Annotated in this window: 14 protein-coding genes and 1 other annotated feature; of the genes, 5 read left to right on the top strand and 9 right to left on the bottom strand. The window is 54.1% G+C overall.

Annotated features, from left to right (window positions below; genetic code table 11):
• The first annotated feature begins 20 nt into the window (after window positions 1-20).
• Window positions 21-1700: a YbaL family putative K(+) efflux transporter gene (gene ybaL / locus OGX83_RS11785; RefSeq protein WP_048214776.1), complete on the top strand. Its 1680-nt coding sequence runs from the start codon at window positions 21-23 to the stop codon at window positions 1698-1700.
• 45 nt (window positions 1701-1745) lie between these two features.
• Here the strand turns inward: ybaL and gsk are convergent, their stop codons facing one another.
• Window positions 1746-3050, bottom strand: a complete 1305-nt coding sequence (gene gsk / locus OGX83_RS11790; protein WP_003021781.1) for an inosine/guanosine kinase — start codon at window positions 3048-3050, stop codon at window positions 1746-1748.
• Between the two features lie 152 nt (window positions 3051-3202).
• On the opposite strand from gsk, the gene aes reads away from it, so the two are divergent.
• A complete protein-coding gene (gene aes, locus OGX83_RS11795) occupies window positions 3203-4162 on the top strand; it encodes an acetyl esterase (RefSeq protein WP_128612068.1) in 960 nt (319 codons plus the stop codon).
• On the opposite strand, the gene hemH is transcribed toward aes, so the two are convergent.
• The 8 genes from hemH to OGX83_RS11835 all read right to left on the bottom strand — a co-directional run bounded on the left by hemH (window position 4159) and on the right by OGX83_RS11835 (window position 12399).
• Window positions 4159-5121: a ferrochelatase gene (gene hemH / locus OGX83_RS11800; protein ID WP_003831052.1), complete on the bottom strand. Its 963-nt coding sequence runs from the start codon at window positions 5119-5121 to the stop codon at window positions 4159-4161. The two genes, aes and hemH, sit on opposite strands and share 4 nt — an antisense overlap.
• A 163-nt stretch (window positions 5122-5284) precedes the next feature.
• Window positions 5285-5929 (bottom strand): adenylate kinase, encoded by a 645-nt coding sequence (gene adk / locus OGX83_RS11805; RefSeq protein WP_003021773.1) that lies wholly within the window; start codon window positions 5927-5929, stop codon window positions 5285-5287.
• A gap of 231 nt (window positions 5930-6160) precedes the next feature.
• Window positions 6161-8035, bottom strand: coding sequence for a molecular chaperone HtpG (gene htpG / locus OGX83_RS11810; RefSeq protein WP_032942554.1), 1875 nt, complete (start codon window positions 8033-8035; stop codon window positions 6161-6163).
• 110 nt (window positions 8036-8145) lie between these two features.
• Window positions 8146-8751: a recombination mediator RecR gene (recR, locus tag OGX83_RS11815; RefSeq protein ID WP_003021767.1), complete on the bottom strand. Its 606-nt coding sequence runs from the start codon at window positions 8749-8751 to the stop codon at window positions 8146-8148.
• The gene (locus OGX83_RS11820; protein ID WP_003021764.1) at window positions 8751-9080 is read right to left on the bottom strand and encodes a YbaB/EbfC family nucleoid-associated protein; all 330 of its coding nucleotides are present in this window, start codon (window positions 9078-9080) and stop codon (window positions 8751-8753) included. Before OGX83_RS11820 ends, recR begins: the two co-directional genes overlap by 1 nt.
• A gap of 57 nt (window positions 9081-9137) precedes the next feature.
• Window positions 9138-11066, bottom strand: a complete 1929-nt coding sequence (dnaX, locus tag OGX83_RS11825; RefSeq protein ID WP_100272830.1) for a DNA polymerase III subunit gamma/tau — start codon at window positions 11064-11066, stop codon at window positions 9138-9140.
• Window positions 9741-9805: a sequence feature (DnaX frameshifting element), on the bottom strand. It overlaps the preceding gene by 65 nt.
• Window positions 11067-11276: 210 nt before the next feature.
• Window positions 11277-11828, bottom strand: a complete 552-nt coding sequence (gene apt, locus OGX83_RS11830; protein ID WP_286588083.1) for an adenine phosphoribosyltransferase — start codon at window positions 11826-11828, stop codon at window positions 11277-11279.
• A 193-nt stretch (window positions 11829-12021) separates the two neighbouring features.
• Window positions 12022-12399, bottom strand: a complete 378-nt coding sequence (locus OGX83_RS11835) for a DUF454 family protein (protein WP_008783969.1) — start codon at window positions 12397-12399, stop codon at window positions 12022-12024.
• Between the two features lie 69 nt (window positions 12400-12468).
• Between OGX83_RS11835 and priC the strand changes: the two genes are divergently transcribed.
• From priC to OGX83_RS11850, 3 genes are all read left to right on the top strand, one after another.
• The gene (priC, locus tag OGX83_RS11840; RefSeq protein WP_008783968.1) at window positions 12469-12996 is read left to right on the top strand and encodes a primosomal replication protein N''; all 528 of its coding nucleotides are present in this window, start codon (window positions 12469-12471) and stop codon (window positions 12994-12996) included.
• Window positions 12997-13010: 14 nt separating this feature from the next.
• Complete coding sequence (gene rsmS / locus OGX83_RS11845) at window positions 13011-13178, top strand: pleiotropic regulatory protein RsmS (protein WP_065772037.1); 168 nt, start codon at window positions 13011-13013, stop codon at window positions 13176-13178.
• A 69-nt stretch (window positions 13179-13247) separates the two neighbouring features.
• Window positions 13248-14171: an Rpn family recombination-promoting nuclease/putative transposase gene (locus OGX83_RS11850; protein WP_286588085.1), complete on the top strand. Its 924-nt coding sequence runs from the start codon at window positions 13248-13250 to the stop codon at window positions 14169-14171.
• The last annotated feature ends 33 nt before the right edge of the window (window positions 14172-14204 follow it).

The raw sequence follows: 14204 nt of genomic DNA on the forward strand, positions 1-14204 counted from the left end.
CAGCAACCAAAGGAGACGGAATGCATCACGCCACCCCGCTTATCACCACCATTGTCGGCGGCCTTGTGCTCGCTTTTATATTAGGCATGATTGCCAATAAACTGCGTATTTCTCCTCTGGTGGGATATCTGTTAGCGGGCGTTCTGGCCGGTCCATTTACACCTGGTTTTGTTGCTGATACTAAGCTCGCGCCTGAGCTGGCCGAGCTTGGCGTTATTCTGCTGATGTTTGGCGTGGGGCTGCACTTTTCGTTGAAGGATTTGATGGCGGTAAAGTCTATCGCCATTCCCGGCGCGATTGCCCAGATAGCGGTGGCAACGCTGCTGGGTATGGCGCTTTCCGCCATATTGGGCTGGTCACTGATGGTGGGTATCGTCTTTGGTCTGTGTCTTTCAACCGCCAGTACCGTGGTGCTACTGCGTGCGCTTGAAGAACGACAGCTCATTGACAGCCAGCGCGGGCAAATTGCCATTGGCTGGTTGATTGTCGAAGATCTGATGATGGTGCTGACGCTGGTTCTCCTGCCAGCCGTCGCCGGGATGCTGGAAAAAGAAGACGTCGGCTTCGCCTCGCTGGCCGTCGATATGGGCATTACCATCGGTAAGGTGGTGGCGTTTATCGCGATTATGATGCTGGTGGGTCGTCGCCTGGTACCGTGGATTATGGCCCGCAGCGCCGCAACCGGTTCACGCGAACTGTTTACCCTCTCTGTCCTCGCCCTCGCCTTAGGTATCGCCTTTGGCGCAGTAGAGCTGTTCGATGTCTCCTTTGCGCTGGGCGCGTTCTTCGCCGGTATGGTGCTGAATGAATCTGAACTAAGCCACCGTGCGGCGCATGATACTCTGCCGCTGCGCGATGCGTTCGCCGTGCTGTTCTTCGTCTCCGTCGGGATGCTGTTCGATCCGTTAGTTCTGATCCAGCAGCCGTTGGCGGTACTGGGCACGCTGGCGATTATCATCTTTGGTAAATCCCTTGCCGCCTATTTCCTGGTGCGCCTGTTTGGTCACTCCCAACGCACGGCGCTCACCATTGCCACCAGCCTCGCGCAGATTGGTGAATTTGCCTTTATCCTGGCGGGTCTGGGAATGGCGTTGAACCTGCTGCCACAGGCCGGACAGAATCTGGTGCTGGCGGGGGCAATCCTGTCCATCATGCTCAACCCGGTGCTGTTTGCGGTGTTAGAAAAATACCTCGCCAAAACAGAAACGCTGGAGGAGCAGACGCTGGAAGAGGCTATCGAAGAAGAGAAGCAAATTCCGGTGGATATCTGCAATCATGCCTTGCTGGTTGGCTTTGGTCGCGTCGGCAGCCTGCTGGGTGAGAAATTGATGGCTGCAGGGATCCCGCTGGTGGTGATCGAAACCTCGCGTACCCGGGTGGATGAACTGCGCGAGCGTGGGATCCGCGCGGTACTGGGAAATGCCGCCAACGAAGAGATTATGAATCTGGCGCATCTGGATTGCGCGCGCTGGCTGCTGTTGACCATCCCCAATGGTTATGAAGCGGGTGAAATTGTCGCTTCTGCACGTGAGAAATGCCCGTCGATTGAGATTATCGCCCGCGCACATTATGACGATGAGGTGGAATATATTACCGAACGCGGCGCCAACCAGGTCGTCATGGGTGAGCGTGAAATCGCCCGCACCATGCTGGAGCTGATTGAAACACCGCCTGCAGGTGAAGTTGCTACGGCCAGTTAATGTCCATGCCGGATAGCGTTATCGCTTATCCGGCCTATACAAGATTTAACGGTCCCAGTACGACTCTTCTAGACTGTCTTCACGTTCCGGTAAACCGCGCGTCAGGCGCGGTGAATGCTGGTTCAGCACCTGATAACTCACGCGATTAGCATACTTACACACCTGGGCTAACGACGAATAGGTCAGCCAGGTGAACTTGTGCTTGCTGGAGTTAGGCACGTTGCTGCGGTGATAGCTGTTGGCGGTAATATCATGCAGCAATGCCGCCAGCGCGCCGTCACCTGCGCCGTTGGTGTTCATTATCTTCTCAGGCCCGCCCATATACGGAGCGATGTGCGAATACACGCGCAGCGGATTGGTACAGTCTTTATGGCGCATGGCGCGGCTGAATTCGTACTGGTTAAATTCGGCAATAGCACCTGGCAGCAGCGGATGCTGGGTTTTACGTTTCACTTCTTCTTCCGTAAAGCCCGCCATATACAGACCCGCCGGACCCGCCGTGCACAGCACCAGATCCACCCAATCCAGCGCCTTGTCAGATGCCAGCAGCGGATCGTTCTCGCCGGTCAGCGCTTCAGCCTCTTCTTCATTCATCGCCAGAATAGAGACATGCTCTTTCAGGAATGCCTGCCACCACTGCGGGTTATCGGCAATGACGAATTTGGTGCCCAGGGTCAGAACCACCGGCACATTGTGTTTTTTGGCATATTCAATCGCCTTCATGGTCGCTTCCGGCATCGGCTCACCCGGTTCGCAGCGCACCAGATAGGACGTCAGCACCAGCGCGGACGCTCCGGCAATCACTGATTCAGGGATGCTATCAGCTCGTAGCTTATTCATATGCCCAGGGCTGATTGCGAAGGTACGCTCACCTGACTCGCCAATCAGTGTAAAGCAGCGGCCAATCGGTCCGTTAACGCCTTGCAGGTAATTCAGGTCGGTACGGCTGGAGGTATTGCATAAATAGCGGTAAGCATAGCTGCCAATCTCAATATTGCTGCACATCACGCCCAGCAGCACCGAGCGGTCATCCGCCAGCACAGAGTAGTTGTGCATCGTGTTACCGATAGTACCGCCCGCAAACTGATGGGTGATCAAATTTTCACGTACCAGTTCCTGGTAGAGCGCTTCTGCGACATCATCGGCAATCACCAGAGAATGCCCGGCGCTTAATCCATAACGTTTTACAAAGTCATCATCCACTTTGGCTTCAATATCCACCAGCGTCTGGTCGATGCCCACCACCCAGGCTGCGCTGGTTTCATTTTCTGGCTGAATTTGTTGCAGCAACGGATCGCGCGCGCTGACGGGAAAATAGTGTTTGGATTTGCGTTTACCGGGAAATTTCATGGTCGATTTTACGGGTGGTTAACTGAGCGATGCATGGTAGCACATTCCCTGCCACGCATGCGATGCGGCGCTAAGTTTCAATATCAGACGGTGAGATCGCAGTTTATACGGGATTAATTTCTACAATAACTCACCTTCACAAGGAGCGTTTTATGAAGCCGGAAAACAAGATCCCCGTACTCGACAGAATTTCGGATGAAATGAAAAGCGTGGTGAATTTTCATCGCGACGATCTGCCGCCGTGGCCCCCTGCAGATGACTTCGTGGCCCAGCGCCAACACTACATTCATGAACGGCAGCTGTGGAATGCCGATGCCCCAGAGATGAATACCCGCGAATGCGTTATTTCTACCGCATGCGGCCCCGTGGCCACACGTATTTACTCACCGCAGCCTCATAGCCTGGCAACGTTGTATTATCTGCACGGCGGCGGTTTTATTCTCGGTAATCTGGATACCCACGACCGTATTATGCGCCTGCTGGCGCGCTATACGCAGTGCACGGTAATTGGTATCGACTATTCGCTTGCGCCAGAAGCCCGTTTCCCGCAAGCTATCGAAGAGATTGCCGCCGTCTGCCAGTATTTTCATCAGCACGCTGGCGACTATTCTCTTAATGTGAATCATATCGGTTTTGCGGGCGATTCCGCCGGAGCCATGCTGGCGCTTGCCAGCGCGCTGTGGCTACGGGATAAACGCATTGTCTCCGGCAAGGTGGCTGGAGTGCTGTTGTGGTATGGGCTTTACGGCCTGCAAGATTCACTGAGTCGACGGCTGATGGGCGGAGCGTGGGATGGGTTAACCCGCGAGGACTTGCAGATGTACGAAAACGCGTACCTGCGTAGCGCTGACGATCGCGAGTCACCGTATTATTGCCTGTTTAATAACGATCTGACGCGTGACGTGCCACCGTGTTTTATCGCTGGCGCTGAGTTTGATCCGCTGATTGACGATAGCCGCTTACTATTCCAGACGTTGCAGGCGCATCAGCAGCCCTGCCAGTACAAAATGTACCCCGGTACGCTGCACGCCTTCCTGCACTATTCGCGAATGATGAAAACCGCCGACGATGCATTACGGGAAGGCGCTCGTTACTTCAGAGCCCAGCTTTAACGGTAAGCGTCGGTCAGTTTAACCATCATTTCGATATGTTCCGGTGCGGCATTAAGCGCCGGAATATACTCATATTGTTTACCGCCAGCTTCGAGGAAAATCTCCCGGTTTTGTACCGCTATCTCTTCCAGCGTTTCGAGGCAATCTGCCGAGAAGCCCGGACACATAACCTGGATATGTTGTGTCCCTTTCTCCGCCAGCATTTTTAACGTTTCGTCGGTATACGGCGTCAGCCACGGTTCGCGACCAAAGCGAGACTGGAAGGTCATCATTACTTTTTCTGGCGGCAGGCCAAGCGCTGAAACCAGCTCTCGGGTGGTATCGCGACAGCGCTGCGGGTAGTCATCGCCTTCATCGGCGTAACGCTGCGGAATGCCGTGATAGGAGAGCAGCAGCAAATCAGGTTCACCGTGTTGAGCAAATGAATCCCGGGCACTCTTCGCCAGCGCATCGATGTAGCTGCTGTCATCGGCGTAATCACGAATAAATGAAACGCCAGGAATACCGCGTTTACGCGCTAAGATACGCGCCAGCTCGTCCCAGACTGCCGCCACCGTCGAACAGGAATATTGCGGGTACAGCGGTAACACTACCATGTGTTCAACCCCGCTTGCCAACAGTTCATCGACCGCGCTTTCAAGCGACGGCGAACCGTAGCTCATTCCCAGCGCAACAGGGGTATTTGGTAGGCGCTCTGCCAGCGCACGCTGTTGTGCCTTGCTATAAACCATCAGCGGGGAACCGTCTTCCATCCAGATTGACTGGTACAGCTTGGCTACGCGTGGCGCACGCAACGGTAAAATCACCCCGCGCAGAAGCGGCCACCACAGTGCAGGTGACGTATCAACTACGCGTGGATCGCTTAAAAACTGGCGCAGGTAGCGCTTAACGGCTTCGGGGGTTGGGGCATCGGGAGTGCCGAGGTTTGCCAGCAGGATACCGGTTTTCGTCTGACGCATTACCGCCTCTTATCGATTCAAATTGTTGATAATTGTAGCGGAAAAGCGATAAAGAAGAACTAATTGCTGTGAGAGGTAAGACGAGAATTTGCCTGATGGTGCTACGCTTATCAGGCCTACGCGATAATGGCAGGCCTGATAAGAGGTTTATTACGCGAAAAAATTAGCCGAGGATTTTTTCCAGCGCTGCGCGCACGTCAGCAACGGCCTGAGTGCCATCAACTTTCGCGTATTTGGTGTTACCCGCCTGCGCTTCTTTAGAGTAGTAGCCGATCAGCGGAGCGGTCATCTGATGGTATTCCACCAGGCGCTTACGTACAGTTTCTTCCTGATCGTCTTTACGGGTGGTCAGCTCTTCGCCGGTCACGTCGTCTTTACCTTCAACCTTAGGCGGGTTGAATTTGATGTGGTAAACGCGGCCAGAAGCAGCGTGTACGCGACGACCCACGATACGGTCAACGATCAGTTCGTCAGGAACATCGAACTCCAGAACGTAGTCCACGTTGATGCCCGCTTCTTTCATGGCGTCTGCCTGCGGAATAGTACGCGGGAAGCCATCCAGCAGGAAACCATTACGGCAGTCTTCCTGAGCAATACGCTCTTTTACCAGCGCGATCACCAGCTCATCAGTCACCAGCTTACCGGCGTCCATGATGTCTTTCGCTTGTTTGCCCAGCTCGGAGCCAGATTTCACGGCGGCACGCAGCATATCACCGGTGGAGATTTGCGGAATACCATACTTCTCCATGATGAACTGAGCCTGAGTTCCTTTACCCGCGCCCGGAGCGCCAAGCAGAATGATACGCATTACGAAAATCCCCTTAAAGGTTGTCGATATTTTTTAAAAAGCGCTAAACGATACCACCATCACGCAATTGGCTCAAGAAAGACGCCCGACGCTGAAACGGTTAACGGTGGGAAAATTAAAAATAAGGCGAGAAAATGCCGGATGGCGGTGGAAACACCGTATCCGGCATACTATTACGAGATGCTGTAGGCCGGATAAGCGTTAACGCCATCCGGCATTACATTACGGGTATCAGGACACCAGCAACTGGTTCATACGACGGATGAACTGGTTCGGATCTTCCAGCGTGCCGCGCTCAGCAAACAGCGCCTGATCCAGCAGCAGTTCGACCCATTCTTTGAACTGCGCTTCGTCCTGGGTATCCGCCGTGCGTTTTACCAGCACGTGGTCCGGGTTCAGTTCAAAGATATATTTCACTTCCGGTACGGCCTGGCCCGCAGCGGCAAACAGTTTCGCCATCTGGGTACTCATTTCATCCGCATCGGTGGTGACGATGGCTGGCGTGTCGGTCAGACGGTGAGTCAGACGCACTTCTTTCACGCGGTCGCCCAGCAGGGTTTTCACGCGCTCAACGAACGGCGTCAGCGCTTTTTCCGCTTCTTTTGCCGATTCATCAACTTCATCCGCCAGCTTGTCGATGGACTCGTCAGCTTTGGCAACAGACTGGAATGCCTTACCGTCGAACTCGGTCAGGTAGTTCATCATCCACTCATCGATGCGGTCAGAAAGCAGCAGCACTTCGATGCCTTTCTTACGCAGCAGTTCCAGGTGCGGGCTGCTCTTCGCTGCCGCATAGCTGTCTGCGGTGATGTAGTAGATTTTCTCCTGCCCTTCTTTCATCCGCGACACGTAGTCTTCCAGCGACACGGTCTGTGCGGAGGAGTCAGTGTGCGTAGACGCGAAGCGCATCAGCTTAGCGATCGTTTCCTGGTTGGCGTGATCTTCCGCCGGGCCTTCTTTCAGTACCAGGCCGAACTGTTTCCAGAAGGTCTGGTATTTTTCCGCGTCGTCTTTCGCCAGTTTTTCCAGCATCTGCAGTACGCGTTTGGTCAGCGCGCTGCGCAGGTTACGGGTGACGGTGCTGTCCTGCAGGATCTCACGGGAAACGTTCAGCGGCAGATCGTTGGAATCTATCAGACCGCGCACAAAGCGCAGGTAGTTCGGCATGAACTGCTCGGCGTCGTCCATAATAAACACACGCTGGACGTACAGTTTCAGACCATGCTTGTGATCGCGGTTCCACATATCCCACGGAGCCTGGGACGGGATGTACAGCAGGCTGGTGTACTCCTGCTTACCTTCCACACGGTTGTGGCTCCAGGTCAGCGGGTCAGTGAAGTCGTGGGCGATGTGCTTGTAGAACTCGTTGTATTCGTCGTCTTTGATTTCCGACTTGTTACGGGTCCACAGCGCCTGCGCTTTGTTGATCTTTTCCCAGGAAACCACGGTCTCGCCGTCTTTTTCTTCGGATTTTTCGATCTCTACCGGCAGCGCGATATGGTCGGAATATTTGCTGATGATGGAACGTACGCGCCAGTCATCAAGGAACTCATCTTCGCCTTCACGCAGATGCAGGGTGATTTCGGTGCCGCGATCGTCTTTGGTGATGTCGGCAACGGTGTACTCACCTTCGCCCGCAGATTCCCAGAACACGCCGTTTTCCGGCTTATCGCCCGCAGCGCGGGTACGCACGGTGACTTTGTCCGCCACGATGAACGCAGAGTAGAAACCCACCCCGAACTGGCCGATCAACTGGCTGTCTTTCGCCTGATCGGATCCCATGGATTCGAGGAAAGATTTAGTACCGGATTTCGCAATGGTCCCCAGATGATCGATAACGTCATCACGGTTCATCCCCACGCCGTTATCGGCAATGGTCAACGTACGCTTATCTTTATCGAAGGAAACACGTACACGCAGCTCACCGTCGCCTTCATACAGGTCCGGGTTAGACAGGGCGCGGAAACGCAGCTTGTCTGCCGCATCCGAGGCGTTAGAGATAAGCTCACGCAGGAAGATTTCTTTATTGGAATACAGAGAATGGATCATCAGGTGCAGAAGTTGTTTTACTTCTGACTGAAAACCACGAGTTTCTTGTCCTTTCATGTAGATCTACCTCAACAATGCCATTTTCAATGGTAAAAACACGTTGAGGGTGAAATGGGGACAAGCGGGAAGGATTTCAAGCGGAAGCCGCCGTCGCGGCCTCCGTTTGTTCAGAATTTAATCTTGTGTCGCCCTGCCAGAGAGTGCGACAGCGTGGTGCCATCGACCATTTCCAGCTCGCCGCCTACCGGAACGCCATGGGCGATACGGCTGGCTTCAACGCCATATTGCATGCAAAGCTCAGCAATATAGTTGGCGGTCGCCTCTCCTTCGACCGTGGGATTGGTCGCCAGGATCAGTTCGTTGATTTGCTCAGACGCCAGTCGCTGTTCGAGACGATCCAGCCCGATATCATCAGGGCCAATACCGTCCAGCGGCGACAGGTGTCCCATCAGCACGAAGTAACGTCCGGAAAACTGCCCGGTTTGCTCAATGGCGTAGATGTCCGCCGGACTCTCCACCACACAAATCTGACCGTTTTCCTGCCGACGCGGGTTCGAGCAAATGTTGCAGACGTCTTGCTCTGTGAAGGTGCGGCAATCGGCACAATGGCCGATTTCCGACATTGCCTTCGTTAACGCCTGTGCCAGACGCATCCCGCCGCTGCGATCGCGCTGAAGTAGCGTGAACGCCATGCGCTGCGCCGACTTCGGGCCAACGCCCGGCAGACAGCGCAGTGCTTCCATAAGCTGAGTTAACAGCGGGCTGGTTTGCATCAGAATGGCATCTTAAAGCCAGGCGGCAGCTGCATTCCGGAGGAAACAGAGGCCATCTTCTCTTTCTGCGTCTCTTCAATGCGACGCGCCGCGTCGTTGAATGCCGCAGCAACCAGATCTTCCAGCATCTCTTTGTCGTCTTCCAGCAGGCTTGGATCGATCTCCACGCGACGGCAGTTGTGCGCGCCGTTAATGGTCACTTTTACCAGACCCGCGCCAGATTCGCCGGTCACTTCCAGCTTGGCGACTTCTTCCTGCATCTGCTGCATTTTTTCTTGCATCTGCTGGGCCTGTTTCATCAGGTTACCCAGACCGCCTTTACCAAACATAGGCTTCTCTCTCAATCACGTTAAGGGATGACGACCGTCAAACCAATAGGCTCACGATCAAATGGGGCGAATACTCTCTTCGTCCAGCTCCGCATCGAAAAAACGACGCAGCGTCTGGATGTTATTATCCGCAATAATCGACTCACGCGCCTGCGCGAGTTTCTCTTCATAAATGGCCTGACGCCACTCCAGCGGCGTACGCACCGCTGGATTATCATCTTCAACGATGGTCAATTCAACCGTTGACCCCGTTAAGGAACTCAGTGCTTCAGCCAGTTTTTGCTGCGCGCCGCTGGAATTTAGGTGTCGCTGCGTGGAACGCAGGTGCAGGCAAACTACGTTGCCATTCTCTTCTTTCCAGGCATTAAGCGCCACCTGCTCCACCAGTTTAGGCAGCGAGAGCTGACTCACCTGGGCGGCCCACGGGTCGCGTTCAATGGCTTCAGCCGCAAGCTTTGCCGCCAGTTCCGGCGTTTTTTCATGCTCAAGCGCTTTTTTCAGCGCTTTCGGCGTGGCAACGACTTCTTTAACTTCTGCAACAGGATTGGTCGCTTTCCAGCGATACGCTTCTTTCTTCGCCGGTGCTTTTTCCAGCGCAGAGACCGCCGGACGCGCCTGAACACGTTCCGACACCGAAGCCAGTCTTTCCAGCGCAGCATTATTCACCGGCCGCGCGCGGGAAGCGGCTGCCGGTTCACTCTTTTTTGCTTTGGTTGCTCCCTGAGCACGTTGCAACTGGCTACGCGCCGCCAACACCTGACTGGTGGCATCGGAGAGCGGCACATTCTGTTGCTGTTGGGCAGGCGCAGGCTGCTGCTGCACCTGCGTCGGGGTCATCACCGCCGTGGGTGCGACCGGGGCAAACGACTGTCGTGGAACTTCAGGTTCCGGGAGCGGCATGCGCGGATGAAAAGCCAGCGCACGCAGCAGCGTCATTTCGACGCCCATTCGCCTGTCCGGCGCATACGGCAGTTCTTTGCGCCCGATTAACAAAGTTTGGTAGTAAAGCTGCACATCAGTTGGCGGAACAATTCGCGCCAGTTCACGCATACGCTGTTCAATGGCGGCCATATCGCTGCCGAGCGCGGCAGGCGAAAGCTGAACCATGGCAATACGATGCAGCAAAGCCGACATCTCAATCAGTAGCGCTTCCCATTCGATACCGCGCGCGGCAGCGTCGTTTACCAGCGCCATAACGCGTTCGCCGTCCGCAGCCACAACCGCTTCAACGAGCGAGAGCGCCTGGTCGTCGTCCAGCGTGCCGAGCATAGTGCTGACCGCCTCGGTCGAGACCTGACCATCGCCGCTGGCGATCGCCTGATCGGTCAGGCTCAGCGCATCACGCAGGCTGCCGTCCGCGGCGCGAGCCAGCAGTTGCAGTGCACGTGGTTCATGGACGATATGCTCTTCTTTGAGGATATGCTCAAGCTGATGGCGAATCTGTTCGACATCCAACGCTTTAAGATGGAATTGCAGACAGCGCGACAGGATAGTCACCGGCAGCTTCTGCGGATCGGTAGTCGCCAGCAGGAACTTAACGTGCGCGGGCGGCTCTTCGAGCGTTTTCAGCAAGGCGTTAAAACTGTGGCGCGACAGCATGTGCACTTCGTCGATCAAGTAGACCTTAAAGCGACCACGCGCAGGCGCATACTGGACGTTATCCAGTAGGTCACGGGTGTCTTCGACTTTGGTGCGTGAGGCGGCATCGATTTCAATCAGATCGACAAAACGCCCCTGCTCGATTTCCCGGCAATTATCGCACACGCCGCACGGCGTGGCGGTGATGCCGGTTTCACAGTTCAATCCCTTCGCCAGCAAACGGGCGATAGAGGTTTTCCCGACGCCACGGGTGCCGGAAAACAAATAAGCATGATGAATACGCCCTAACGACAAGCCGTTCGCCAGTGCCGTCAGCACATGTTCCTGGCCGACGACGTCAGCAAAGGTTTGTGGGCGCCATTTTCGGGCTAAGACCTGATAACTCATTGGCAGGCTCTGAAAGGCTGGAGGGTGGATTCACAGGGGGATAATGCTAACACAACCTCGCAGCGACGGCGAGGTTGACACGTTATATTCGGGCGTTATCGTTGCAGTCAGTTTGGTTTCGGGCAGCGCACAGAAACCGGAGCGTACACGCAGTACGTGAGGATTTCGAGCACTGACCGGGGCCAAAATGGCAAAAAAGATAGCCCTAAATTAGTGGCCCGGGAATGAAACCAGGCTATAACAAGTCAGCCCCTGTTTTTCCAGACGCTGTTCGCCGCCCAGATCAAACAGGTTAATGATAAAAGCAGCATCGGTAACTTCACCACCCAGACGGCGGATCAGCTTCACGGTCGCTTCAATCGTGCCGCCAGTTGCCAGCAGGTCGTCCACAACCAGCACTTTATCGCCAGGTTTGATGGCATCAACGTGGATTTCCAGCTGATCGGTGCCGTATTCCAGCTCATAGGTCTCAGCAATAACTTCACGCGGAAGCTTACGGGGTTTGCGTACCGGAACAAAGCCGACACCCAGCCCCAACGCTACCGGCGCGCCAAACAGGAAGCCACGCGCTTCGGTGCCAACCACTTTAGTGATACCCGCATTTTTGTAGCGTTCAACCAGCAATTCAATGCTGAGGGCGTAGGCTTTCGGGTCTTCCAGTAAACTGGTGACATCACGAAAGAGAATGCCCGGTTTTGGGTAGTCGTGGATGCTTTTGATGCTATTTTTGAGAAACTCAAGCTGCTGTGCTGTCGCGGTCATAAGTTTGTGCCTGATTAATACAGTATTACTTCACGGCGCACTATACACTTCATCCTCGACGTATCTTGAATGATTTTGTGTCTATGTAAGAGTCAAGGTTACACTTGCTTAACCTTTGACCACCTGCGCCTGTGCTCGAAAACGGTCGAATTTACTGGCTGTGAGAGACAATTGCAACAGCGATTATTGCGCTTTACTGCTTTTGTTGTTTTTCATCAATCACCGGGATCCGCCACATAAAAATCAGTAAACAGGCGAGAATAACCAGCAGCAGGCCGCGTACCCACATCATATTGACCAGCCAAAGTGAAATACCAAACGTCACCAGGATCAACAAAATAGCGCGCGGTTTTGCTCCCGGCGGCATCGCACGGTGTTTTTGCCAGTGGCGCAAATACCCGCCGAACCACGAACGGTAAAGCAACCAGTCGTGAAAACGCGGCGATGAGCGGGCAAAACACCAGGCAGCCAGCAGTATAAACGGCGTCGTCGGCAACAGAGGCAATACAACGCCCAGCGTACCTAGCACTACCGCTATCCAGCCAATGATGATTAGAATAATGCGTTGCATAATATGAGTACTTAACACAGAGAATCGCTACTTTAGCATAACGGTTCTCATTTTCATCGGAGTGTTGTTGTGAAAACCGCCATGCTGTTACAGACGCTCGAAAACCAGCTTAACCGCTTGCGACAACACTGCGCCCCGCTGGCGCACCACACAACGCTTAGCGCCCGCTTTGACAGGCATCTGTTTCACACGCGCAGCACGTTGCTGCAGGCCTGTCTGGATGAGGCTGACGATAATCTTACTGCCCTGCGTCGCGCCGTTGAGCAGCAACAACTCCCACAAATCACCTGGCTTGCGGAACACCTTGCCTCACAGTTAGAGGCGATTTCACGTGAAACCGCCAGTTGGTCCCTTCGAGAGTGGGACAGCGCTTCTCCAGGTCTGGCGCGCTGGCAGCGCAAGCGGGTCCAACATCAGGAATTTGAACGCCGTCTGGTTGAAATGACGCGTGAACGCAAAGAGCGTCTGGCTCAGGCTACCGGCTTTGAAGAACAGCAAAAACTGCATCGTGAAGTAGAAGCATTCGAGGCGCGACTGGCGCGCTGTCGCCATGCTCTGGCAAGAATAGAAAACGTGCTGGCGCGTTTAACCCGCTAATCCCCGGAGAATTTATGTCATTAGAGAACGCCCCGGACGAGGTCAAACTGGCCGTCGATTTGATTGTTTTACTTGAGGAAAATCAGCTACCAGCACGAACGGTGCTACGCGCGCTGGAGATCGTCATGCGTGATTATGAAAACAAACTTAAAACTGCGGAAGGCACCTCGCAAACTGATTAATTGCCCTCTGGTCTGCCATTGGCTTCGGTGTCAGAGTCGTCGCAACATCACGACGATAACGGACAGATCATGGAACGACTCCCCACAACACCCCACGACGCGGTCTTTCGGCAAATGCTGACGCAAAAGGAGGTTGCCCGAGATTTTTTGCAGATCCATTTGCCTGAAGCATTTCTCAATATATGCGATATGGATACATTAACGCTGGAATCAGGCAGCTTTATTGAGGACGATTTACATACCAGCTATTCAGATATCCTCTATTCCCTGCAAACAACACATGGACCCAGCTACGTTTACGCACTGATTGAACATCAGAGTAAGCCCGATAAATTCATGGCCTTTCGCCTGATGCGCTACGCAATTGCCGCCATGCAACACCATCTTAACGCCGGGCATAAGACATTACCTCTGGTCGTTCCTATCCTGTTTTACCATGGTATGGAAAGTCCGTGGCCTTATACCCTTAACTGGCATCACCTGTTGAGCGAACCAAAGCTTGCGAAAGCGCTTTACGGCAATGAATTTACACTGGTAGACCTGACCGTAATGCCAGATAATCAGATCTTGCAGCATCAACGGGTAGCGATGCTGGAACTCCTGCAAAAACATATTCGTCGACGGGATCTGAGTGAGCTATTGGATCAACTGGTCACACTCTTAACACAAGAGCATCTGACAGAATATCAAATCGACGTTTTGATTAATTACATGCTTAAAGCAGGAAATACCACGGAACCCGGCGTACTTGTCCGCCATCTGGCGCAGAGTGCGCCACAGTACAAGGAACAGCTGATGACGATTGCCGAATGGTTGGAAGAAAAAGGCAGAGTGGAAGGCATACAACAAGGGCTGGAAAAAGGGTTAGAAGAAGGTCGGCAGGTTGAAGCGCGTAATATCGCACAAAAAATGCTCGCCCGCGGCCTGGAACTGGAGCTGATTACGCACCTTACAGGCCTGACGCAGGAAGAACTGGTCGCGCTGGCGCACTAAATGCAATCAGGGCGGCAAATATGCCGCCCTGAT

The sequence above is a fragment of the Citrobacter sp. Cpo074 genome (assembly GCF_030332745.1).
Classification (GTDB): domain Bacteria; phylum Pseudomonadota; class Gammaproteobacteria; order Enterobacterales; family Enterobacteriaceae; genus Citrobacter; species Citrobacter portucalensis.

Bases quoted from the DNA above. Each gene is read 5' to 3' on its own strand.
- ybaL (WP_048214776.1), top strand. From the start codon at position 21: ATGCATCACGCCACCCCGCTTATCACCACCATTGTCGGCGGCCTTGTG.
- gsk (WP_003021781.1), bottom strand. From the start codon at position 3,050: ATGAAATTTCCCGGTAAACGCAAATCCAAACACTATTTTCCCGTCAGC.
- aes (WP_128612068.1), top strand. From the start codon at position 3,203: ATGAAGCCGGAAAACAAGATCCCCGTACTCGACAGAATTTCGGATGAA.
- hemH (WP_003831052.1), bottom strand. From the start codon at position 5,121: ATGCGTCAGACGAAAACCGGTATCCTGCTGGCAAACCTCGGCACTCCC.
- adk (WP_003021773.1), bottom strand. From the start codon at position 5,929: ATGCGTATCATTCTGCTTGGCGCTCCGGGCGCGGGTAAAGGAACTCAG.
- htpG (WP_032942554.1), bottom strand. From the start codon at position 8,035: ATGAAAGGACAAGAAACTCGTGGTTTTCAGTCAGAAGTAAAACAACTT.
- recR (WP_003021767.1), bottom strand. From the start codon at position 8,751: ATGCAAACCAGCCCGCTGTTAACTCAGCTTATGGAAGCACTGCGCTGT.
- OGX83_RS11820 (WP_003021764.1), bottom strand. From the start codon at position 9,080: ATGTTTGGTAAAGGCGGTCTGGGTAACCTGATGAAACAGGCCCAGCAG.
- dnaX (WP_100272830.1), bottom strand. From the start codon at position 11,066: ATGAGTTATCAGGTCTTAGCCCGAAAATGGCGCCCACAAACCTTTGCT.
- apt (WP_286588083.1), bottom strand. From the start codon at position 11,828: ATGACCGCGACAGCACAGCAGCTTGAGTTTCTCAAAAATAGCATCAAA.
- OGX83_RS11835 (WP_008783969.1), bottom strand. From the start codon at position 12,399: ATGCAACGCATTATTCTAATCATCATTGGCTGGATAGCGGTAGTGCTA.
- rsmS (WP_065772037.1), top strand. From the start codon at position 13,011: ATGTCATTAGAGAACGCCCCGGACGAGGTCAAACTGGCCGTCGATTTG.
- OGX83_RS11850 (WP_286588085.1), top strand. From the start codon at position 13,248: ATGGAACGACTCCCCACAACACCCCACGACGCGGTCTTTCGGCAAATG.